The following is an 18,225-nucleotide window of genomic DNA, read 5'->3' as shown; positions in this document are numbered from 1 at the left end:
CTTCCGACGACTCCCGAAGGAGTGCGATGCGACCCCTCGGCAACGTCCTGATCACCGGTGGTGCCTCCGGCCTCGGCGCCGCCACCGTCGACGCCGTCCGCAAGGCGGGCGGCACCCCCTACGTCCTCGACCGCGTCCGCCCCGAGGACCCGGCCGAATACGTCGAAGCCGACCTGACCGACACCGCGGCGACCGAAGCCGCGGTGCGCGAGCTCGCCGAGCGCGCCGGTGGCCTCGACGGCGTCTTCACCGCCGCCGGGACCGACGCCTGCGGCCCGCTCGGCGAAGTGTCCACAGAGGACTGGGAGCGGGTCGTGAAGGTGAACCTGCTCGGCACCGCCGCCGTCGTCCGCGCCGCCCTCCCCTACCTGGAGCGTTCGCACGGCACGGTCGTCACCGTGGCGTCCACCCTGGGCATCAAGGCCGTCAGCGACGCGACCGCCTACTGCGCTTCGAAGTTCGGCGTCGTCGGGTTCACCCGCGCGCTGGCAGCGGAGCTGGCCGGGCGCGTCGGCGTCACGCTGCTCATCCCCGGCGGGATGTGGACGCACTTCTTCGACGGCCGCACCGACCAGTACAAGCCGCCGCCGGACGCGAAGCTCAACCAGCCCGAGAACGTCGCGGACACCGTCGTCTTCGCGCTGCGGCAGCCGCCCGGCTCGGAGGTGCGCGAACTCGTCGTGTGCGCGTCGGAGGAGGGGTCGTGGCCGTGAGCTCCGCGGTCCTCGTGCTGCGCGCGCTCGGGCTCGGCGACCTGCTGACCGGCGTCCCCGCGCTCCGGGCGCTGCGCGCGGCGTACCCGGACGACCGCCTGGTCCTGGCCGCGCCGGAGGGGCTGCGCGACCTCGTCGAGCTGATCGACGCGGTCGACGAGCTGCTGCCGACCGCGGGCCTCGGCGACCTCGCCTGGCCCGGACCGCCGCCGAGGCTGGCAGTCAACCTGCACGGCAGCGGCCCGGAGAGCCTCCACGACCTGCTGGCCACCGACCCCGGCGAGCTGCTGACCCACCACCACCCCGACTTCCCCGACGTGCCCGGCCTCGAGTGGCGCGACGACGTCCACGAAGTCGACCGCTGGTGCCGGCTCGTCGAATACGCCCACCTGGAAGCGGACCGCACGGCGCTGCGGCTGCCGGTGCCGCCGGGCCCGAGCCCCGCACCGGACGCCGTCGTGGTGCACCCGGGCGCGGCCTTTCCCGCGCGCCGCTGGCCGCCGGCGCGGTTCGCCGGCGTGGTGCGGGCGCTCGCCGCGGCCGGGCACCGCGTGGTGCTCACCGGCAGCGCGAGCGAACGCGAGCTCGCGACGTCGATCGCCGACCGCGCCGGGCTCGGCGAAGACGCCGTGCTGGCCGGGCGGACGGACCTGGCGGAACTGGCCGCGCTGGTCGCCGGCGCCGCGCTGGTCGTCTGCGGCGACACCGGTGTCGGCCACCTCGCGACCGCGTTCGGCACGCCGTCGGTGCTGCTGTTCGGCCCGACCCCGCCGCGGCTGTGGGGACCGCCGCCGGACGCGCGGCAGCACGTCGTGCTGTGGGCCGGGAACGTCGGCGACCCGCACGGCGAAGAGCCCGACGGCGGGCTGCTGCTCCTCGGCGAGGAGCGCGTGCTCGCCGCCACGCGCTCGGCCCTGGAAATGAGGGTGGCGCATGGCTGAGCACATCGGGATCGTCGGCGCGGGCTACGTCGGCCTGACGAGTGCCGCCTGCTTCGCGCGGCTCGGGCACCGGGTGACCTGCGTGGACGCCGACGAGTCCAAAGTGGACGCACTGAGCCGCGGTGAAGTCGCCATCGCCGAACCCGGCCTGCCGGAGCTGGTCGCACAGGGCATCGCGGACGGCACGCTCACCTTCACCGACGCCCAGGCCGAGCTGTACGGCGCCGACCTGGTCTTCCTGTGCCTGCCGACGCCGCCCGCCGAGGACGGGCGGCCCGACCTCGGCGTGCTCGAACAGGTCGTGCCGCAGCTGGGGCGCCTGCTGCGGCCCGGCTGCGTGGTGGTCACGAAGTCCACGGTCCCGGTCGGCACCGCGGCCCGGCTGCCCGGGCTGCTGGGCCGAGACGACCTGCCGGTCGTGGCCAACCCGGAGTTCCTGCGCGAAGGGCACGCCGTCGAGGACTTCCTGCACCCCGACCGGGTCGTGGTGGGCACCGACCCGCCGGAGTCGCCCGCGGCCTCGCGCGTGGCGCGGCTGTACGAGCCGACCGGCGCGCCCGTGGTGGCGACCGACTCGGCCAGCGCCGAACTCGCGAAGTACGCGAGCAACGCGTTCCTCGCGGTGAAGCTGTCCTACGTGAACGTCCTCGCCGAACTGTGCGAACGATTCGGCGCCGACGTCCGCGAAGTCGCGCGCACGATGGGCATGGACGCGCGGATCGGCCCGGAGTTCCTCGCCCCCGGCCCCGGCTGGGGCGGCTCGTGCCTGCCGAAGGACACCTCGGCGCTGCTGCACGCGGCCGAGTCCGCCGGGGTCGAGTTCGGCATCCTGCGCGACGCGGTCCGCGTCAACGCGCGGCAGCGCGCTCGGGTCGTGCGAGCCGTGCGCCAGGCCGTCACCGGGTCGCCGGCGGGCTCCCTCGCCGGCACGCGGATCGGCCTGCTGGGCCTGGCGTTCAAGGCCGGCACCGGCGACCTGCGCGACTCGCCCGCTCTCGCCGTGGCGGCCGATCTCGCCCGGGCGGGCGCGGAGCTGGCCGCCCACGACCCGGCCGTGAGCGCCGTGCCCGGTCTGGACGCCGTCCAGGTCGTCGACGACCCGTACCTGGTGGCCAAGGACGCCGCCGCGCTGGTCGTGCTCACCGAATGGCCGGAGTTCCGGGACCTCGACTGGGCCCGGCTGGCCGCGTCGGCCGCGCAGCCGATCGTCGTCGACACCCGCAACCTGCTCGATCCCGGCGCCGTCGCGGGCTTCACGCACGTGGGCGTCGGAACCCCACCCAGGAGGCAGTCATGACCCTGCGCGTCCTCGCGCTGACCTGCACGCTCAAGCCGTCGCCGGCGAAGTCGAGCAGCGACCTGATCGCGCGCCAGCTGCTCGACCTCTTCGCCGAGCGCGGCGTCACCGGCGAGGTGGTCCGCGTGGTCGACCACGACGTCCGCCCGGGCGTCGAAGCCGACATGGGCGACGGCGACGAGTGGCCGGAGATCCGCCGCAAGATCGCGGCCGCCGACATCCTGCTGATCGCCACCCCGACGTGGGTCGGCCACATGTCGAGCGTCGCGCAGCGGGTCCTCGAGCGGCTGGACGCGGAACTGTCCGAAACCGACGACGAGGGCCGGCCGTCGATGTTCGGCAAGGTCGGGGTGGCCGCCGTCGTCGGCAACGAGGACGGCGCCCACAAGATCATCGCGGACCTGTTCCAGGCGCTCGACGACGTCGGCTTCACGATTCCGGCCCAGGGCGCGACCTACTGGAACGGCGAGGCCATGCAGGGCGGCGACTACCAGGACCTCGACGAAACCCCGAAGGCCGTGGCCTCGACGAACGCGACGCTCGTCCGCAACGCCGTCCACCTGGCGACCCTGCTCGGCGCCCAGCAGTACCCCGCGTCCTGACCATTACTCCGTTCGAGTGGTGTCGCTGCGCCGGACGAGTGTGGCGCACGCCACTGGGTAGCCGGATGGGACCTTCGATCCCACAGGGGGCTCCACCATGCCGAACCGAGTCGTGATCAGCCGCGACAGCAAGCCCATCCCGTGCGAAGAGTGCGGCTTGCCGTCGTTGTACGTCGCCCGGCTGGTCGCCGGCGACGGCTCGCTGCTGGGCCAGACGATGGTCTGCACGGCCTGCCGCCGGCACCGTTCGGAAGCCGAGGCCGTCGCCGTCCACTAGCGCCGCGGGAAGGCCACCTCGAGGTGGCCTTCCCGTGTGTCAGCGGTTCTCCAGCTTCTCGAGCAGCAGCCGCGCGGGGAGGATCATCGTGCCCAGGCCCAGCCGGGCCGGTACGCCGTCCTCGTCCGCCGTCACCAGCCGGTCCTCCAGCTTCCGCAGCAGCGCCCGGCACTCCTCCAGGTCGACCGGCTCCCCCACGACCGCCACCGCCTGCACCGCGCCCGCCAGGTGGTGCACCAGGTCGGCCAGCGAGTCCCGCGCGTCCGCCCACGGGTACTCGAACGGGTGCCGGTCGTGTGCCCGGGTCGTCGTGCGGACCGCCGCGATCAGCTGGGACACCGCCGGCCACAACTCGCTGAGTGTCCGAAGTGGACGTTCATGGTCCGCGCCCGCCGTCGGACGGCCGCGGCGCAGGTTCAGCTTCCGCCCCTCGCGCGTCAGGCCGACCGCCTCCTCGGCCGCCAGTACCTGGCTGCGGGCGTCCTGGGCCTGTGCCAGCACTTCGTCGAGGTCACCCGGCTCGTCGTGGCGGACCAGGTCCGACAGCGACTCCAGCAGGCCCGCCAGCGCCGTCGCGAGCCGGCCGGTCGCCGTGACCAGCCGTTCGCCGTACAGCGGCGGGAAGATCAGCGTGTTGACCGCGACGCCGATGGCCGCGCCCAGCGCCGTCTCCAGGAGCCGGTCGCCCAGCAGCGCCGGGTCGCGGGCCGTGCCGTAGGAGATCAGCAGCATGCCGGTGACACCGACCCAGACCCCGGAGTCGCCGAACCGCCGCCAGTTCCCGGCGAGCAGGCCCACGAACACGACGACGGCCAGCGCGACCGCCTGCACCGGGATCAGCTGGCCGGCCACCGCGGCCAGCAGCACCCCGGTGGCCACCGAGCCGACCTGCTGGAGCCACCCGCGCAGCGACCGGTACACGGTCGCCTCCACCAGGAAGATGGCCGCGTACGGCGCGAGGAACGGCTGCGGCAGCTTCAGCACCAGCGTCGCCAGCAGCCACGCCGCGGTCGCCGCCAGCGTGGCCTTCGCCGTCTGGACGAGGATCCGCCGTTCGCGGCCGGGCACCCGCAGCGCGCGGGCGAACCAGCCCACCGGCGTCCGGTCGTGGCGTTCGGCGTCCGTGCCGAACGCGGCGGCGAGGCCCCGCCGGACCTCGTCCCCCGCCTTCAGCCGGACGGATCGCCCGTCCCGGTCGGTCATCCGGGCGGCGCCACGTGCACGAGCTTCGTCTGGGTCAGCTCGTCGAGCAGTTCCGGCCCGTAGCCGTAGCCGTTGCCGCTGCGGCCGCGGGGATGCGCCGCGCCGCCGGGTGCGCCGCCGAAGACGTTGTTGACCTTCACCGTCCCGGCCGGCAGCTCCCGCCACGCGCGCTGGGCGTTCGCCATCGACGCCGTGAGCACGGTCGCCGCGAGCCCGTAGTCGCCCTTCGCCGCCTCGGCGAGTCCGTCGTCGAAGCTCGCGACCACCCGCACCGGCGCCACCGGGCCGAACGTTTCCTCGGTCATCACCCGCAGGTCCGGGGCGCAGCCGGTGAGGACGGTCGCCGGGTAGTGCGCGCCGGGGCCGTCCGGCACCGCTCCCCCGGTCAGCACCCGGGCCCCGCGCTCGACCGCGTCCGCGACGTGCGAGTGCACGTGGTCGCGGTGGCGCCGGTCGACCAGCGGCGCGAGGGTCCGCGCTTCGGCCTCCTTGACCAGCGCGGCGAGGAAGGCGTCGGCGACGGCCTCGTGGACGTAGATCCGTTCGACGGCGACGCAGATCTGGCCCGAGTTGGCGAACGCGCCGAGCGCCGCCTGGCCCGCCGCCCACGCCGGGTCGACTTCCGCGTCGATCACCAGCGGGTCGTTGCCGCCGTTCTCCAGCAGCGTCTTCGCCCCGGTCGCGGCCGCGCTCGCGGCGATCGACCGGCCGGTCGCGGTGCTGCCGACGTGCGCGAGGACGTCGACGTCGTCGCGCATCGCCAGGACCGCGCCGACCCCGCCGTCCCCCTGCAGGGTCTGCAGCACGCCGCCGGGCAGCACCCCGATCAGGATCTCGCCGAGCAGCTGCCCGGTGTGCGGCGCGCGCTCGCTCGGCTTGTGCACCACGGTGTTCCCGGTGACCAGGGCCGCGCCGAGCAGGCCGCAGGCGACCGCGACCGGGTCGTTCCACGGCGTCAGCGCGACGACCACGCCCCGCGGCTCGGGCACCATCAGGTCGGTCGCGCCCGGGTCGCCGAGCAGGCTGCGCCCGCGGTGGACCGGGCCGAGCTCGGCGTACTGGTCCAGGGTGCCGGCGCCGGCGAGCACGCCTTCGCGGGCTTCGTCGCGCGGCCGGCCCGTTTCGGCCTCGTTGGCGGCGGCCAGTTCGTCCGCCTGGGCCCGCAGCCGCTCGGCCGCGGTGTGCAGCAGCGCGCCGCGCTCGGCGGCCGGCGTCCGCGCCCAGGCGGCCCGGGTCTCGTTCGCCAGCGACAGGGCGGCGTCGATCTCGTCTTCGCCCGCGGTCGGCACGCTGCCCACCACGCTGCCGTCGGCCGGGTTCCGGATTTCGATCGTCCCCGCGGTCATCCGCACCTCCTTCGTGTCCCTGCCCGGTTACCCGCGCGCCCGCGATCGACACGCCGTTTGACCGGGCGGCACGCGGGTAGCCCGGTCCGGTGACTGCTTCGCTCGACTACACCGTGGTGATCCCCACGACGGGCCGGGAGACGCTTCGGCCACTGCTGGCGACCCTGCTGGGCGGCGAAGGCCCGCGACCGGCGGAGATCCTCGTCGTCGACGACCGCCCCGGCGGGTCCGAACTGGACGTTCCGGACGGCGTCCGCGTCCTGCGCTCGGGCGGGCGCGGCCCGGCGGCCGCGCGGAACCTCGGCTGGCGCACGGCGGAAAGCGAGTGGATCGCGTTCGTCGACGACGACGTCGTGCTCGCGCCGGACTGGCCGCGGCAGCTCGCCGAAGACCTGCGGTCGCTGCCGCCCGAGGTCGCCGCCTCCCAGGGCCGGATCACCGTCCCGCTGCCGGCGGATCGCCGTCCGACCGACGACGAACGCGGTACGGCGGGCCTCGAAACCGCCCGGTGGATCACCGCGGACATGGCCTACCGGCGCGCCGCGCTCGTCGAAGCGGGCGGGTTCGACGAGCGGTTCCCGCGCGCGTTTCGCGAGGACTCCGACCTCGCGCTGCGCGTCGCCGAAGCCGGGCACCGGATCGACCAGGGCGAGCGGGTGACGACGCATCCCGCCCGCCGTGCCGGGTTCTTCTACAGCGTCAAAGCCCAGCGCGGCAACGCGGACAACGCGCTGATGCGCGCCAAGCACGGCGTTCTCTGGCGCCAGCGCACCGGCGCGGGCCAGGGCCGGCTCGGACTGCACGCACTGTCCACAGTGGCCGGTCTGGCCGCGCTGGCGCTGCCGGTGTTCCGGCAGCGCGGGAAAGCCGTGCTCGCCGCCGGGATCTGGGCCGGGCTGACGGCGGAGTTCACCACCCGCCGGATCCTGCCCGGCCCCCGCACCCCCGGCGAGATCGCCCGGATGGCCGTGACGAGCGCGCTGATCCCGCCCGCCGCGTGCTACCACCGCCTCCGCGGAGAAATCGCGGCGCGGCGCCCGAAGCCGCCGGTCGCGGTGCTGTTCGACCGCGACGACACGCTGATCGTCGACGTCCCGTACCTCAACGACCCGGCCGGGGTCCGCCCGGTGCCCGGCGCCGTCGAGCTGGTTCGTGGGCTGCGGGACCGGGGCGTGCCGGTCGGCGTTGTCAGCAACCAGTCGGGTGTCGCGAAAGGACTGATCAGCCCGGACCAGCTCGCGGCGGTGAACGACCGCGTCCGGGAGCTGTTCGGCCCGTTCGGCACCTGGCAGGTCTGCGTCCACGACGACGGCGACGGCTGCGACTGCCGCAAACCGCGGCCGGGCATGGTGCTGCGCGCGGCGGACGAACTAGGGGTCGATCCCGCGTCCTGCGTGGTCATCGGCGACACCGGCGCCGACGTCGACGCCGCGCTGGCCGCCGGGGCGCGCGCGGTGCTGGTGCCGACGGCCCGCACGCTCGAACCCGAGATCGCCCGCGCGCGCCGGCACGCCGCCGTCGCGAAGGACCTGTCCGAAGCGCTGCGCGTCGCCGGGGTCGCCGGATGAGCCGGGTGCTCGTCGCCCGCCAGGACAACCTCGGGGACGTCCTGCTGGCCGGGCCGTGCGTCCGCGCCGTGGCCGCGCGGGCGTCGCACGTGACGCTGCTGGCCGGGCCGCACGGGCGCGCCGCGGCCGAGCTGCTGCCAGGCGTCGACGAGGTGCTCACCTGGACGGCACCGTGGATCGACCCCGAGCCGCCGCCGGTCACCGCCGAGGACACCGGCGAGTTCGTCGCGCTGATCCGGTCCAAGGCGTTCGACCGGGCGCTGATCCTGACGTCGTTCCACCAGTCGCCGCTGCCCCTGGCGTTGTTGTTGCGCCAAGCCGGCGTCCCGTGGATCGGCGCGATCTCCGAGGACTACCCGGGCAGCCTGCTCGACCTGCGCCACCGCGTCGACGGCGACCCGCCGGAACCGGTCCGGATGCTGTCGCTCGCCGAGGCGGCGGGGTACGCGCTGCCGCCGGACGACCACGGCGCCCTGGCCCTGCGGCGCCCGCTGCCCCCGATCACGCGGCTGACGGGCGGCGGCGCGTACGTCGTGGTGCACCCGGCCGCGTCGGTACCGGCGCGGCAGCCGTCGCCGGCCTGGAGCCACCGGGTGGTGCGGGCGCTGGCGGCCGAGGGGCACCGCGTGCTCGTGACGGGCGCGCCGGGCGAGGCGCACCTGACGGCGGGCGTGGCGGGGACGTCGGCGGTGAACCTCGGCGGCCGGACGTCCCTGGCCGAGCTGGCGGCGGTGCTGTCGGGCGCGCAGGTCGTCGTCGCGCCCAACACGGGCCCGGCCCACCTGGCCGCGGCGGCGGGGACCCCGGTGGTGTCGCTGTTCGCCCCGGTGGTGCCGGCCGCGCGCTGGGCCCCGTACGGCGTCCCGGTGGTGCTGCTGGGCGACCAGCGCGCGCCGTGCCGAGACAGCCGGGCCCGCGTGTGCCCGGTGCCGGGCCACCCGTGCCTGGAGGAGATCGACCCGGCGGAGGTGTGCCGCGCGGTGGCCGAGCTCGGCGCGGTGGCCCCGGCGGCGATCAGTTCCCTGCTGTAGGAGAGTTATGTCCACATCGGACACCGAGCCGGTGACCACGGTGTACAGCTGGCGCGCCAAACCGGACCGCGTGGCCGAGTTCGCGGAGTGGGCCCGCGGCGCGACGGCCGAGGCGGCCCACTACCCGGGCAACCTGGCGGCGACGGTGGTGCACAACGAGGACAGTCGCGACTTCCACGTCGTCCACCAGTTCGCCACCCGCCGCGACCTGCGCAACTGGCTGGAGTCCCCGGAGCGCGAGAAGTGGCTGCGCCACGCGCGCACGCTGGCCGCGACCAAGACGGCGCAGCAGCACCGGACGGGCCTGGAGACGTGGTTCCACGTCCCGTCCGAGGCGATCGCGACGATGAAGCCCCCGCCGCGCTGGAAGATGTGGCTGATTTCGCTGGTCGCGGTCTACCCGCTGGTGCTGGGCTTCCAGGCGTGGGTGGTCCCGCTGACGGCGTCCTGGCCGCTACCGGCCCGGGCGGCGCTGTTCCCGGTGGTGCTGCTGACGACGATGACGTACGTGGTGATGCCGGCGGTGACGCGGGTGCTGCGTCCGTGGCTGTGACGGCCCGGGCGAGCGGCACCCCGCCCGGGCCGCGCCGGGGGGTCAGCCGCCGATCTCCTTGCTCACACCGCTGGGCCCGTCATAGGTCCGGTCGGGCAGGTTCCGCACGACGTCGAGGGTGCCGTCATCGGCCCCGTTCCGCTCGGCGGCGCGCACGAGATCGTCGCGCTGGGCCGGGTAGTCGACACCGGAGAGGTACTTCTGCAGCTCGATCGGGTTCGGCTTGCTCACGGGAGTCTCCTTCCGTTCGGGGAACGGGGCGGTTACCCGGCCGACGCCCGGACACACGCTCAACTCGGCGCCGGTTGTTCCTCCGCCGGACGCAACTGCCGCACCACGGCGTCCGGATGTCTCGTCAACGGCTGCAACGGCAGCTCCGGCTTGTCCGCCACCCGCTCCAGGTGCCGCAGCAGGATGCCCTCCCGCAGCGCCCACGGGCAGATCTCCACCCGTGGCACGTCCAACGCCGCCAGCGTCACCTCCGCCCCGAGCGCTCCGGCCACGACCTGGCGCGCCCGCGGGCGGGAAATTCCTCGCAGCCCCGCTCGCTCGGCCGCCGGGATGCGGGCCAGCCTCGGGATCCACTTGCGGAGGTCCGCCACCGTCAGCTCGCGCGTCACGAACGGGCCCTTGCGCTGCGGGGACGCTCCCGTCAGCCGGGCCAGCTGCTTGAACGTCTTCGACGTCGCCACCACCCGGCGCGGCGGGCCCTCCCAGCGCAGGCGGTCCACCACCTCGGACAGCGTGTCGCGGACGTGGCGGCGCACCGCCTTCAGCTGCGTGCGCGTCGGCGGGTCGGCCGTCAGGAACTCGCGCGTCAGCCGGCCCGCGCCCAGCGGGAGGGAAATCGCCAGCTCGGGGTGCTCGTCGCGGCCGAGGACCAGCTCCATCGACCCGCCGCCGATGTCGATCAGCAGCAGCCGTCCCGCCGACCAGCCGTACCAGCGGCGCGCGGCGAAGTACGTCAGCCGTGCTTCTTCTTCGCCGGACAGGAACTGCGGCCGGATCCCCGAGTCCGCCTGGATGCGGTCGATGACGTCCTCGCGGTTCACCGCGTCGCGCACCGCCGCCGTCACGAACGGGTACAGGTGGTCGACGCCGAGCCGGACCGCCGCGTCGACCGACCGGCTCACGGCGCCAGCCACGCGCTCGACGCCGGCCTCGCTCAGCGTCCCGTCGGGCAGCAGCTCCTCGGCCAGCAGCGTCGGTTCCTTCACCGCGTGCGCCGGGAGCGGTGGCGCCCCGGCGGACACGTCCACCACCTGCAGCTGAGCGGAATTCGACCCGATGTCCAGCACGGCCAATCTCATCCGGACGGATTACCCGGTGCCGTCCGGGTTTAGTCCCCTGAGGACGTGGTAGCCGACCCGGAACGAAAGGAGCAGCCCGTGTCCCTCCCGGCGCCACTTCCGGCCGATGCCGCTTCGCCGCGCCGCGCGGTCGTGACCGGCGCGGACTCCGGCATCGGCCGCGCGGTCGCGGTCGCTCTCGCCGGCGGCGGCCTGGACGTGGGCATCACCTACCACTCCGACGCCGACGGTGCCGAGGAGACCGCCGCCGAAGCCCGCTCGCGCGGAGCCAAGGCGCACGTCCGGCAGCTCGACCTGACGCGGCTGCCGGAGGCCGCCGACGTCGTCGACGCGTTCGCGGAGGACCTCGGCGGGATCGACGTCCTGGTCAACTGCTCCGGCACCGGAAGCAGCCGGCGGGCACTCGAGATCAGCTACGAGAAGTGGCGCGAAGTCCTCGACGTCGACCTCGACGGGGTCTTCCTCCTGTCGCAGCGCGCGGCCCGGCACATGATCGACGCCGGCCACGGCGGCCGGATCATCACCATCACCAGCGTCCACGAGCACACGCCCCGCGTCGGCGCCGCGCCCTACTGCGCCGCCAAGGCCGGGGCGGGCGCGCTGACCCAGGTGCTCGCCATGGAGCTGGCCGAGCACGCCATCACCGTGAACTCCGTGGCGCCGGGCGAGATCTCGACGCCGATGACCGGGCAGACCGACGCGGACCCGCGCGAGCAGCGGCGCCCCGGCATCCCACTCGGCCGCACCGGGCACGCCGACGAGGTGGCCGCCGCCGTCGCGTTCCTCGCGACCCCCGCGGCCGGCTACATCACCGGGACGTCGCTGGTCGTCGACGGCGGACTGCTCCTGATGGGCGCCCAGCACGGCACCGCCCACGACGGGAACGACTGGCGTTCCCCCTGAGACCAGGGACCCGCGCCGTGGCTGCAGGGACCGGCGCGGGTCCCGGCCGCGGGCCGGACGGCGGACCCCCAGCCCGCCGTCCGGCCCCTTCCACTCCGCCGGTTTCCGGTCCGGTTCGCCGGGTATCCGGCCGGGAAGGGAAAAGGAGGCTTTTCATGACGTCCGCCGAGACCCGTTCCCGGACCGGCCCGGCCTGGCTCCGCCCGGTGGTCGCCGTGCTCGGGCTGCTCTACCTCGCGCTGGGGATCGCCGGGTGGCTGACGCCGGAAACGGCGACGGTCGGCCACGTGACCGCCGGGCAGGTGGTGGGACTGTTCAGCGCGAGCGTGCTCCTGAACCTCGTCCACACCGCGGTCGGCGTCCTCGGGCTGCTCGCCGCCACCCGCGGTGCCGGGGCGATCATCTACTGCTGGGTCCTGTTCGTGGGCTTCGCCGGCATGACCGCGTACGGCGTGCTCGCCACGGCGTTCAGCACGCCGGAGGACCCGATCAACGTCAACTGGGCCGACAACGTGCTGCACGGGCTCACCGCGATCGCCGGGCTGGTGCTCGGGATCGCCGGGGCCCGCTCGATTTCGGCGCGCGAGCGCCGGGCGGCCGGGGAGGACGCCGCGTGAAGGAGGTCGCCGTGCCCGAGGTAGCGGAACCCACTGTCGTCGTGCATTACCGCCTGCACGCCGACTTCTGCGTGCGGTTCCCCAAGCTGCGCCGCGCGCTGGGCGCCGGCAGCGGCCTGGAACTGGACGCCGACGGTCTGCGCGTGCGGTTCGGGCCGTGGCTCGTCACGACTCCCTTGGCCAACATCGCCGGCGCCGAGGTCAGCGGGCCGTTCAGCCCGCTGCGCGCGCTGGGCGTCCGGCTGTCACCGGCCGACCGCGGCCTGACGTTCGGCACGACCACCGAAGGCGGTGTTTGCCTGCGATTCCGGGAGCCGGTCCGCGGCATCGACCCGTGGGGCCTGATCCGCCACCCCGGCCTGACGGTCACGGTCTGCGAACCGGACCTGGTCGCCGAGGCGATCAACCGGGTGGTGGCGCGGGCGTGACGAGGATCCTGGCCGTCGCCGTCGACTGCCGGCAGCCCGACCTGCTGGCGGAGTTCTGGGGAAAGGCACTGGGGAACGGGAAAACCCGGACCTGGACCGACTCGCATGGCCTGACGTACCGGCAGGTGGACTTCGCCGACGGGCCGGCGCTGCTGTTCCAGCCGGTGCCGGAGGAGAAGGCGGTGAAGAACCGCCTGCACCTCGACCTGGCCCCGGCCGAAGGCGACCAGCGCGCGGAGGTCGAGCGGCTGGTGATGCTGGGCGCGAAGGTCCTCGACGATCCGCCCGGCGATCCGTGGATCGTGCTCGCGGACCCGGAGGGCAACGAGTTCTGCGTCCTCCCGGCCCGCTGACTCAGGGCCGGCCCTCGGGCAGGCAGACGGGATCGTCACTCGCGTACGCGGCGAGGCGCTCGTCGAAGCCGTCCGGGGCCCCGGGTCTCCGGAAGTCCGGGGGCTCCGGCTGGCCGGGGAAACCGTCGTCGTAGAGGCCGCGCACGAACGCCACCACCGCTTCCGGCCTCGGCAGCACGTCCGAACCGAGGTACGAGAGCACCACGACGTCCTCGCCGGTGGCCGACTCGACGGCGGCGGCCCAGCCGTCCCGCTCGTCCCACAGCAGCGCCGTCTCGTGGTCCGGGAAGCGCGGGAGCCGCCGCTCCAGCGCCAGGTACGCCGTCGCGGGCACGTCCACCTCGCAGAACCAAGCGGGCGCGTCCAGCTCGGCCGCCACGGCCAGCAGGTACTGCCTCAGCCCGCGCGCCGCGGCGCCGAGCCCGTCCCGTTCGATCATCCCGCGCCTGCCCATCCGGTCGGTACCCCCGCCGGGTGATACCCCGTCACCCATCCGGTCAACCGCGGTGTTCCCCCAGGTGGAGCAGCACGTCCTCGTCACTCGTCTGATGGAAGTCGGCGTACCACTGGCCTACCGCGCGAAAGTCCGGCGGTTCGGTCACGCAGACGACGTCGTCGGCTTCGCGCAGCAACCCCGCCGCCGCGCCCGGGGCGCCGACCGGTGCCGCGAACACCACCGTCCGCGGGTTCCCCGTCCGGACGTCGCGCAGGGCCGCCGTCGCGGTGACGCCGGTGGCGAGCCCGTCGTCGACGAGGATGACGTCGCGGCCCTCGAGCCCGGCCGGCGGGCGGCCGTCCCGGTACCGCTCGAGCCGGCGGCGCGCTTCCGCGCGTTCCCGCTGCTCGGCCCGCGCCATCCGGGCCGCGGTGAGCTTCAGCCGGCGCAGGATCGCTTCGTCGTAGATCGCCGGGCCGTCCGGGGTGACCGCACCGACGCCGAACTCGCGCCGCCCGGGCGCGCCGATCTTGCGCGCCACCGCGACGTCCAGCTCGGCGCCGAGCCGCCGGGCGACGACCGCGGCCACCGGCACGCCGCCCCGGGCGAGGCCGAGCACCAGCGGGGACACCCAGCGCCGGCGCAGCAGCTCGCCGGCGAGGCGCCGTCCGCCGTCCTCGCGATCGGCGAAGACGAGCCGCCCGTCAGCCACCACGCGGAAACGCCTGCGCCGGGACGAACGGGGTGTCCTCCTCCGGTTCCCAGTGGTGCAGCGGGGTGATCGCGGTGGTCTCGTCGCAGTGGACGAACGCGTCGAAGCGGGCCGCCGGGACCGCCGGGACGTACCCGCCGCCGCGGTGGACGACGCCGATCGTGCGCTGGCCGCGCAGTTCGTGCGCCCACGCGTCGTCGTCGCCGAAGACGAACAGGCTGTCCCCGCCGGGCACCGCGTCGTGCAGCACGCCCTCGAAGCTGTCCGGGCGGGCCGGCTCGACCGTCATCCGGCGCACCGGCCCGCCCCAGTGGCCGGCGGCCATCACCGAGCCGCGGTGGGTGCCGAACCCGACCGCGACGACACCGTCGGCCGCGTGCCGCTCCCGCATCAGCCGGCCGAGGTTGACCATGCCGGCGGCGGCCAGGTCCGTCGCCCGCGCGTCCCCGACGTGCGAATCGTGCGCCCACACCACGGCTTTGGACCGCGGGCCGTACGCGCGCAGCAACCGGTCGAGGCTGTCGGCCAGGTGGGTGTCGCGGGCGTTCCACGCCCGGACCGTGGCGTCCATCCGATCAGGCGCGTCCTCGCGGACGAAGCCGCGCAGGGCGGCCCAAAGGCTGTGGACGTCGAGACCGTGGAAGCCGCACGGGACGCCGTCACCGGTGGCGTTGAACGAGCGCAGCCAGCCGGCGAACTCTGCGACCTCCTCGTTCGCCCACCGCCAGGTCGGCCAGCGGCGGAACCCCCACAGCGCCTGGCCGGCGTCGTTCGGCGCGCCGGGCGCCCCGGCGACGCAGCAGTGCACCCGGTGGCACTCCGCCTGGTCGCCTTCGACGGCGACGAACGAGAAGTCCCGCTCGGCCAGCAGCCGTTTCGTGAGCTCGGAGCGCCAGCGGTGGAACTCGGCCGTTCCGTGGGTCGCCTCGCCGAGCAGGACGATCCGGGCGCGCCCGATCCGCCGGACGAGCGGGTCGAGGTCCTGCGGGCTGCGCAGGGCCGTCGCCGCTTCGCGGATCGCCGTCACGTCGGTGAGCACGGTTCCGGACATACTTCGCACGTTCCCCTTCCGCGGGGCCGCGAAACCCTCAGGGCCGCCAGCCGTCCTGCCAGTCGGGGTGCGCTTCGTACACCGAAGCGATCAGTTTCACGGAGGCGTCGTCGTGGACGTCCCGGATCTCGCGGCGCAGGAACTCGGCCTTTTCGGCGAACGGCACCGGATGCCGGTCCTCCATCGCTTCGACCGGCCCGCCGGCGAGGATGAGCCCGTCGCGATCGTCGGCGTACATGATCCGCAGCCTGCCCCGGCGTTCGGCCTCGTCGAGCAGCGGCAGTTCGCCGTCGCGGACGCGCTCTTCGTCCTCCGCGAGCCGGGCGAGCACGAACTCGTCCAGCGTCACGGCCGGGGTGTCGTCGAGGTTCGTCATGGCCGGGGGTTACCCGCGCCGGCGCGGGCGCACACACGCCCGCGGCTCAGGCGTCGGCGCGCGCCAGCCGGCGGGCGACCGCGAACCCGGTACCGAGCAGGATCGCGCCGCCGGTGATCCACGGCCAGAGCGGCACCCCGGCGTCGCCGGCCGGGCTCGCCGCCGTCGCGGCGGCCGGCACCACCGCCCCCGGACCCGCGACGGTGAGCCGGAAGGGCACGGTGCCGGACACCGGGTGACCGTCGGCGGAGGTGACGCGGTACCGGATCGCGTAGGCCCCGGCCGGGCCCAGCGGGCGCAGCGGCACCGAGACCCGTCCGTCCACAACGGACACCGGACCCGCTTCCCAGTGCGACGCGCCGTCCGGGCCGAGGACCGCGAGTTCGGTGAACCGGTTCTCCACGGGCTCGTTGAACTCGAGCACCGCCTCGGCCGGCGAGGTGGCGATCGCCGCGCCCTCGGCGGGTGAGCTGGACACCAGGACGCTGTGCGCGTCCGCCGCGGGCGCGCCGAGCAGGACCGCGCAGCACGCGGCCGCCAGCGCGGCGGCGATCCGGACGGGAAAAGACAAGCGGGAGGCCATGGTTTCCTCGCGTTCTCGCGAATTCGGGACTGCGCGAACCGTAGCGAGCACCGCGGGAACACGGGCGGCCGTTCGGAAACGGCTGCGTTAAGCAATTCTCACCGACCGGCCGCACCCGACCCCGGGAACCGGTCAAATCGGGCGGCTACTCCTTCGGCTCGCTCCCCGAGTCACCCGAACGGCCCAGGCGAACCGGCGTCCGGCGGAGCATCTCACCGCCCGACGGCCTCCGGCGCCCGCCGGACTTAACGCGGCCTTCATGTGAGGATCACGCCCCGTAACGCGACAGCTGGTTTTCTGCTCCCCACATCCCGTTGTTTCCCCGCCGCTCCCGTCATTCCGGGTTATTCCTTTCCCGGGCGGAGATCCCTTTCCTTGGAGGACCACACCGTGCGAGGACCCGCACTGCGCCGAGACCACGTCATCGCCGCGAGCCTGGCCGGCGCGGTCGTGGTCGTCGTCGGCTACGCGTCCGGCATCGGCCTGCGGCCCGGCGGCGCCGCGGACGCGGCCACCCCGCCCGCGGTCGCGGACGGCGGGCACTCCGCCGCGCCGGAAACACCGGGCGCGCAACCCCTTCCGTCCGCGTTGCCGCCGTCGGCCGTCCCGGTTTCGCCGCTGCCCGCGGTCCCCGTCGGCGACCAGCCCGCCGAGACGATACCGACGGTACCCGGCGACGGCGTCGTCGCGACGCCGACGCCGACGCCGGTTCCGGACCCGCCCGCGCCGACCTCCCCGCCGGAACCGGCACCCCCGCCGCCCGGAACCGAGGTGCCCACCTGCCAACCCGGTGCGGCGCAACAGGTCCTGGACACGGTGGGCGGGCTGCCGCTCGTCGGCGCCGTGACCACCGGTCTCGGCGTCACCGGCCCGGACGGGCTCGGCGCGCTCGTCCTCGGCTACTGCCGCACCGCGGACGGCGGCCTCGAACCCGCGATGGTCCCGGCGGAGTCCGTCGGCGTCCCGGCCCCCACCGTCGCGGGTGGACGGTGACGGATGGACGACGTCAAGGCGTGGTACGTGTTCGCGCGCACCGTCGACTACACCGGCCTGACCCTGTTCGCCGGCGGGCTGCTGTTCCTGGCCGTGCTCTGGCCGGCGGGCGCCGGCCACCGCGGCGCCCGGTCGGTGGTGGTGGCGGGCTGGCTGCTGGGCCTGCTCGGCACCCTCGCCGGGCTCGGCCTGCAGGCGGCGTGGGCCGCGCAGCGCCCGGCCGGTGACTTCCTGGCCTGGGACCTGCTCGGCCAGGCACTGGACAGCCAGTTCGGCCGGATCTGGTTCGCCAGGGCGCTGTTGTGGCTGCTCGGCGGGGTGGTGCTCGCCTGGCTGCTGCAACGCGGCCCCGCCGCCGCGACCGCGTTGCCCTGGCGCGCCGGCACCGGGGCGATCCTGCTCGGGCTGCTGCGGACCACCGGGCTCACCGGCCACGCGGTGGAAAGCACCTCGCCGTGGCTCACCCAAATCGCGGACTTCGCCCACCTCGCCGGGGCCTGCGCGTGGATCGGCGGCCTGGCCGTGCTCCTCTTCGGTGTCCTGGCCCGCCGCGATCCCGGCGAGCTCGCGTCGGTGATCCCGCGGTATTCGAAACTCGCCATGACGTCGGTCGCCGTCGTGGTCGCCGCGGGCGTCGTGCTCGCCTGGCAGACCGTCGGCAGCGTCGGGCGGGTCTTCGGCACCGCCTACGGCCGTACCATGCTGGTCAAGCTCGCGGTGCTCGCCGTCGTGCTGCTCGCCGCGCAGGCCAGCCGCGGCTGGGTCGGCCGCCGGCTCGACTTCGCCGTCGTCCTGCGCGGGGACGCCGGCACCGTCCGCCCGTTCGTCTACTCCGTCGCCGCCGAGACCACCCTCGTCATCGTGGTCCTCCTCGCGGCGAGCTTCCTCGTCACGGCCAGTCCCGGCCGCTGATCACCCCCCGAAAGGAGTCC

23 protein-coding genes are annotated in these 18,225 nt (G+C 74.8%); 14 read left to right on the top strand and 9 right to left on the bottom strand.

Going from position 1 to position 18,225, the window contains the following annotated elements:
- Nucleotides 1-26: 26 nt before the first annotated feature.
- From AB0J40_RS27545 to AB0J40_RS27525, 5 genes are all read left to right on the top strand, one after another.
- Complete coding sequence (locus AB0J40_RS27545; protein ID WP_364457908.1) at nucleotides 27-713, top strand: SDR family oxidoreductase; 687 nt, start codon at nucleotides 27-29, stop codon at nucleotides 711-713.
- Nucleotides 704-1,654 (top strand): glycosyltransferase family 9 protein, encoded by a 951-nt coding sequence (locus AB0J40_RS27540; protein WP_364457905.1) that lies wholly within the window; start codon nucleotides 704-706, stop codon nucleotides 1,652-1,654. The genes AB0J40_RS27545 and AB0J40_RS27540 overlap by 10 nt, the downstream gene beginning before the upstream one ends.
- Nucleotides 1,647-2,951 carry a UDP-glucose/GDP-mannose dehydrogenase family protein gene (locus AB0J40_RS27535; protein ID WP_364457902.1) on the top strand — a complete coding sequence of 435 codons (1,305 nt, stop codon included), beginning with the start codon at nucleotides 1,647-1,649 and terminating at the stop codon, nucleotides 2,949-2,951. The genes AB0J40_RS27540 and AB0J40_RS27535 overlap by 8 nt, the downstream gene beginning before the upstream one ends.
- Nucleotides 2,948-3,553, top strand: a complete 606-nt coding sequence (locus AB0J40_RS27530) for an NAD(P)H-dependent oxidoreductase (RefSeq protein WP_364457899.1) — start codon at nucleotides 2,948-2,950, stop codon at nucleotides 3,551-3,553. The genes AB0J40_RS27535 and AB0J40_RS27530 overlap by 4 nt, the downstream gene beginning before the upstream one ends.
- A 97-nt stretch (nucleotides 3,554-3,650) precedes the next feature.
- Nucleotides 3,651-3,830 carry a hypothetical protein gene (locus AB0J40_RS27525; RefSeq protein WP_364457896.1) on the top strand — a complete coding sequence of 60 codons (180 nt, stop codon included), beginning with the start codon at nucleotides 3,651-3,653 and terminating at the stop codon, nucleotides 3,828-3,830.
- A 39-nt stretch (nucleotides 3,831-3,869) separates the two neighbouring features.
- Here the strand turns inward: AB0J40_RS27525 and AB0J40_RS27520 are convergent, their stop codons facing one another.
- Both AB0J40_RS27520 and AB0J40_RS27515 read right to left on the bottom strand, forming a co-directional pair.
- Complete coding sequence (locus AB0J40_RS27520; RefSeq protein ID WP_364457894.1) at nucleotides 3,870-5,033, bottom strand: aromatic acid exporter family protein; 1,164 nt, start codon at nucleotides 5,031-5,033, stop codon at nucleotides 3,870-3,872.
- Complete coding sequence (locus AB0J40_RS27515) at nucleotides 5,030-6,379, bottom strand: aldehyde dehydrogenase family protein (protein WP_364457892.1); 1,350 nt, start codon at nucleotides 6,377-6,379, stop codon at nucleotides 5,030-5,032. The genes AB0J40_RS27520 and AB0J40_RS27515 overlap by 4 nt, the downstream gene beginning before the upstream one ends.
- Before the next feature lie 89 nt (nucleotides 6,380-6,468).
- Between AB0J40_RS27515 and AB0J40_RS27510 the strand changes: the two genes are divergently transcribed.
- Genes AB0J40_RS27510 through AB0J40_RS27500 form a run of 3 tightly spaced genes read left to right on the top strand, consistent with a single transcriptional unit; the run spans nucleotide 6,469 to nucleotide 9,531 of the window.
- On the top strand, nucleotides 6,469-7,947 hold the full coding sequence (locus AB0J40_RS27510; RefSeq protein ID WP_364457890.1) for an HAD-IIIA family hydrolase: 1,479 nt from the start codon (nucleotides 6,469-6,471) through the stop codon (nucleotides 7,945-7,947).
- Complete coding sequence (locus tag AB0J40_RS27505) at nucleotides 7,944-8,978, top strand: glycosyltransferase family 9 protein (RefSeq protein WP_364457888.1); 1,035 nt, start codon at nucleotides 7,944-7,946, stop codon at nucleotides 8,976-8,978. Before AB0J40_RS27510 ends, AB0J40_RS27505 begins: the two co-directional genes overlap by 4 nt.
- 7 nt (nucleotides 8,979-8,985) lie before the next feature.
- Entirely contained in the window at nucleotides 8,986-9,531 is a 546-nt protein-coding gene (locus AB0J40_RS27500) for an antibiotic biosynthesis monooxygenase (protein ID WP_364457886.1), read from the top strand.
- A 42-nt stretch (nucleotides 9,532-9,573) separates the two neighbouring features.
- Here the strand turns inward: AB0J40_RS27500 and AB0J40_RS27495 are convergent, their stop codons facing one another.
- Nucleotides 9,574-9,762: a DUF2795 domain-containing protein gene (locus AB0J40_RS27495; RefSeq protein WP_364457884.1), complete on the bottom strand. Its 189-nt coding sequence runs from the start codon at nucleotides 9,760-9,762 to the stop codon at nucleotides 9,574-9,576.
- A 59-nt stretch (nucleotides 9,763-9,821) separates the two neighbouring features.
- Nucleotides 9,822-10,841 (bottom strand): Ppx/GppA phosphatase family protein, encoded by a 1,020-nt coding sequence (locus AB0J40_RS27490; protein WP_364457882.1) that lies wholly within the window; start codon nucleotides 10,839-10,841, stop codon nucleotides 9,822-9,824.
- Nucleotides 10,842-10,919: 78 nt separating this feature from the next.
- Between AB0J40_RS27490 and AB0J40_RS27485 the strand changes: the two genes are divergently transcribed.
- The 4 genes from AB0J40_RS27485 (at nucleotide 10,920) to AB0J40_RS27470 (ending at nucleotide 13,142) form a co-directional block, all read left to right on the top strand.
- Nucleotides 10,920-11,744, top strand: a complete 825-nt coding sequence (locus AB0J40_RS27485) for an SDR family oxidoreductase (protein WP_364457880.1) — start codon at nucleotides 10,920-10,922, stop codon at nucleotides 11,742-11,744.
- A gap of 155 nt (nucleotides 11,745-11,899) precedes the next feature.
- Nucleotides 11,900-12,361, top strand: a complete 462-nt coding sequence (locus tag AB0J40_RS27480; RefSeq protein ID WP_364457878.1) for a DUF4383 domain-containing protein — start codon at nucleotides 11,900-11,902, stop codon at nucleotides 12,359-12,361.
- Nucleotides 12,362-12,372: 11 nt separating this feature from the next.
- Nucleotides 12,373-12,789 (top strand): hypothetical protein, encoded by a 417-nt coding sequence (locus tag AB0J40_RS27475; protein WP_364457876.1) that lies wholly within the window; start codon nucleotides 12,373-12,375, stop codon nucleotides 12,787-12,789.
- Nucleotides 12,786-13,142, top strand: a complete 357-nt coding sequence (locus AB0J40_RS27470; protein ID WP_364457874.1) for a VOC family protein — start codon at nucleotides 12,786-12,788, stop codon at nucleotides 13,140-13,142. Before AB0J40_RS27475 ends, AB0J40_RS27470 begins: the two co-directional genes overlap by 4 nt.
- Nucleotide 13,143: 1 nt before the next feature.
- Here AB0J40_RS27470 and AB0J40_RS27465 read toward each other — a convergent pair whose 3' ends face one another.
- From AB0J40_RS27465 to AB0J40_RS27445, 5 genes are read right to left on the bottom strand one after another with little or no spacing between them, the layout of a single operon-like run.
- Nucleotides 13,144-13,581, bottom strand: coding sequence for a DUF6292 family protein (locus AB0J40_RS27465; protein WP_364457872.1), 438 nt, complete (start codon nucleotides 13,579-13,581; stop codon nucleotides 13,144-13,146).
- 58 nt (nucleotides 13,582-13,639) lie between these two features.
- On the bottom strand, nucleotides 13,640-14,293 hold the full coding sequence (locus AB0J40_RS27460; protein WP_364457870.1) for a phosphoribosyltransferase family protein: 654 nt from the start codon (nucleotides 14,291-14,293) through the stop codon (nucleotides 13,640-13,642).
- Complete coding sequence (locus AB0J40_RS27455; protein WP_364457868.1) at nucleotides 14,283-15,341, bottom strand: erythromycin esterase family protein; 1,059 nt, start codon at nucleotides 15,339-15,341, stop codon at nucleotides 14,283-14,285. The genes AB0J40_RS27460 and AB0J40_RS27455 overlap by 11 nt, the downstream gene beginning before the upstream one ends.
- A 37-nt stretch (nucleotides 15,342-15,378) precedes the next feature.
- Nucleotides 15,379-15,717 carry a hypothetical protein gene (locus tag AB0J40_RS27450; RefSeq protein ID WP_364457866.1) on the bottom strand — a complete coding sequence of 113 codons (339 nt, stop codon included), beginning with the start codon at nucleotides 15,715-15,717 and terminating at the stop codon, nucleotides 15,379-15,381.
- Nucleotides 15,718-15,763: 46 nt separating this feature from the next.
- Nucleotides 15,764-16,300 carry a copper resistance CopC family protein gene (locus tag AB0J40_RS27445; protein WP_364457864.1) on the bottom strand — a complete coding sequence of 179 codons (537 nt, stop codon included), beginning with the start codon at nucleotides 16,298-16,300 and terminating at the stop codon, nucleotides 15,764-15,766.
- A 390-nt stretch (nucleotides 16,301-16,690) separates the two neighbouring features.
- Between AB0J40_RS27445 and AB0J40_RS27440 the strand changes: the two genes are divergently transcribed.
- Entirely contained in the window at nucleotides 16,691-17,293 is a 603-nt protein-coding gene (locus AB0J40_RS27440) for a hypothetical protein (protein WP_364457862.1), read from the top strand.
- A gap of 3 nt (nucleotides 17,294-17,296) precedes the next feature.
- Nucleotides 17,297-18,205, top strand: a complete 909-nt coding sequence (locus tag AB0J40_RS27435; protein ID WP_364457860.1) for a CopD family protein — start codon at nucleotides 17,297-17,299, stop codon at nucleotides 18,203-18,205.
- Nucleotides 18,206-18,225 lie beyond the last annotated feature (20 nt).

This window comes from Amycolatopsis sp. NPDC049691, from assembly GCF_040675005.1.
GTDB lineage: Bacteria > Actinomycetota > Actinomycetes > Mycobacteriales > Pseudonocardiaceae > Amycolatopsis.
The sequence above is the reverse complement of the archived record's forward strand: the minus strand, read 5'-3'. Positions and strand labels throughout refer to the sequence as shown.

What these genes read in the sequence shown, in the direction of transcription:
- AB0J40_RS27535 (WP_364457902.1), top strand. Translation starts at nt 1,647, where the DNA reads ATGGCTGAGCACATCGGGATCGTCGGCGCGGGCTACGTCGGCCTGACG.
- AB0J40_RS27480 (WP_364457878.1), top strand. Translation starts at nt 11,900, where the DNA reads ATGACGTCCGCCGAGACCCGTTCCCGGACCGGCCCGGCCTGGCTCCGC.
- AB0J40_RS27445 (WP_364457864.1), bottom strand. Translation starts at nt 16,300, where the DNA reads ATGGCCTCCCGCTTGTCTTTTCCCGTCCGGATCGCCGCCGCGCTGGCG.
- AB0J40_RS27525 (WP_364457896.1), top strand. Translation starts at nt 3,651, where the DNA reads ATGCCGAACCGAGTCGTGATCAGCCGCGACAGCAAGCCCATCCCGTGC.
- AB0J40_RS27435 (WP_364457860.1), top strand. Translation starts at nt 17,297, where the DNA reads ATGGACGACGTCAAGGCGTGGTACGTGTTCGCGCGCACCGTCGACTAC.
- AB0J40_RS27520 (WP_364457894.1), bottom strand. Translation starts at nt 5,033, where the DNA reads ATGACCGACCGGGACGGGCGATCCGTCCGGCTGAAGGCGGGGGACGAG.
- AB0J40_RS27505 (WP_364457888.1), top strand. Translation starts at nt 7,944, where the DNA reads ATGAGCCGGGTGCTCGTCGCCCGCCAGGACAACCTCGGGGACGTCCTG.
- AB0J40_RS27530 (WP_364457899.1), top strand. Translation starts at nt 2,948, where the DNA reads ATGACCCTGCGCGTCCTCGCGCTGACCTGCACGCTCAAGCCGTCGCCG.
- AB0J40_RS27490 (WP_364457882.1), bottom strand. Translation starts at nt 10,841, where the DNA reads ATGAGATTGGCCGTGCTGGACATCGGGTCGAATTCCGCTCAGCTGCAG.
- AB0J40_RS27455 (WP_364457868.1), bottom strand. Translation starts at nt 15,341, where the DNA reads ATGTCCGGAACCGTGCTCACCGACGTGACGGCGATCCGCGAAGCGGCG.
- AB0J40_RS27465 (WP_364457872.1), bottom strand. Translation starts at nt 13,581, where the DNA reads ATGATCGAACGGGACGGGCTCGGCGCCGCGGCGCGCGGGCTGAGGCAG.
- AB0J40_RS27545 (WP_364457908.1), top strand. Translation starts at nt 27, where the DNA reads ATGCGACCCCTCGGCAACGTCCTGATCACCGGTGGTGCCTCCGGCCTC.
- AB0J40_RS27450 (WP_364457866.1), bottom strand. Translation starts at nt 15,717, where the DNA reads ATGACGAACCTCGACGACACCCCGGCCGTGACGCTGGACGAGTTCGTG.
- AB0J40_RS27515 (WP_364457892.1), bottom strand. Translation starts at nt 6,379, where the DNA reads ATGACCGCGGGGACGATCGAAATCCGGAACCCGGCCGACGGCAGCGTG.
- AB0J40_RS27500 (WP_364457886.1), top strand. Translation starts at nt 8,986, where the DNA reads ATGTCCACATCGGACACCGAGCCGGTGACCACGGTGTACAGCTGGCGC.